General features: G+C 75.4%; 2 protein-coding genes. Both read left to right on the top strand.

Annotation, left to right across the window (positions count from 1 at the left end; genetic code table 11):
- Positions 1 to 471: 3'-5' exonuclease (locus AC2W7M_RS26770; RefSeq protein ID WP_486136243.1), on the top strand; the 471-nt coding region annotated here is incomplete at its 5' end.
- Between the two features lie 20 nt (positions 472 to 491).
- Positions 492 to 723, top strand: a 232-nt coding sequence (locus tag AC2W7M_RS26765) for a hypothetical protein (protein WP_486136241.1), incomplete at its 3' end; no start/stop codon positions are given.

The following is a 723-nucleotide window of genomic DNA, read 5'->3' as shown; positions in this document are numbered from 1 at the left end:
GGCGCAGCGCCCGTTCGACTTCTATGCCGGCGTGCTGGGGCGCGACGGCGGGCGGCGCGCCTTCTCGCCCGGCTCGGCCCGGAGGCGGCCGACGCGATCTCGGAATTCATGACGCTGGCGCGCACCTACGAGCAGTGGGAGGCAGCCAGCCTGCCCGGCTTCCTGGCCTTCCTGCGGCGCGGCGGCGCGGACGTGAAGCGCGATATGGAGAGCGCCCGCGACGAGGTGCGCGTCATGACCGTCCATGGCGCCAAGGGACTGGAGGCGCCGCTCGTCATCCTCGCCGACACGGTGGACATGCCGCGGCCGCCGGACCGAGGGCGGCTTCCTGAGCTGCCGCCGCATCGGGCGCGCCGGTGCCGGTTCTGGCGCCGCGCAAGAGCGAGGACCCGGCCGCGGTGGGCGCGGCGCGACTGCGCGAATCGGCGCGCGAACAGGAAGAGCATCGCCGCCTGCTTTATGTCGCCCTGACCCGCGCCGAGGATGCGCTGGTGGTGTGCGGGGCGGAGACGCGCCAGCCCGCCAAGGGCAAGGCCCAGCTGCCCGTCCGGACGGCGTGCTGGTACGACCTGGTGCGAGAGGCGCTGGCGCAGGAGGCCGAGGAAACCGAGGCCCTCGGCTTCGAGGGCACGGTGCTACGCTGGCGCAAGGGGCCGGGCCTCGGCCGTGCGGGCCCGCCCCTCGCTCCGGCGGAGGCTGCGGAGCCCCCGGTCGCCTTCGGCC

The sequence above is a fragment of the Xanthobacter sp. BG11Y11_SDJG genome (assembly GCF_057364445.1).
Note: the sequence above shows the minus strand (reverse complement) of the source record. Positions and strands in the feature narration are given on the sequence as shown.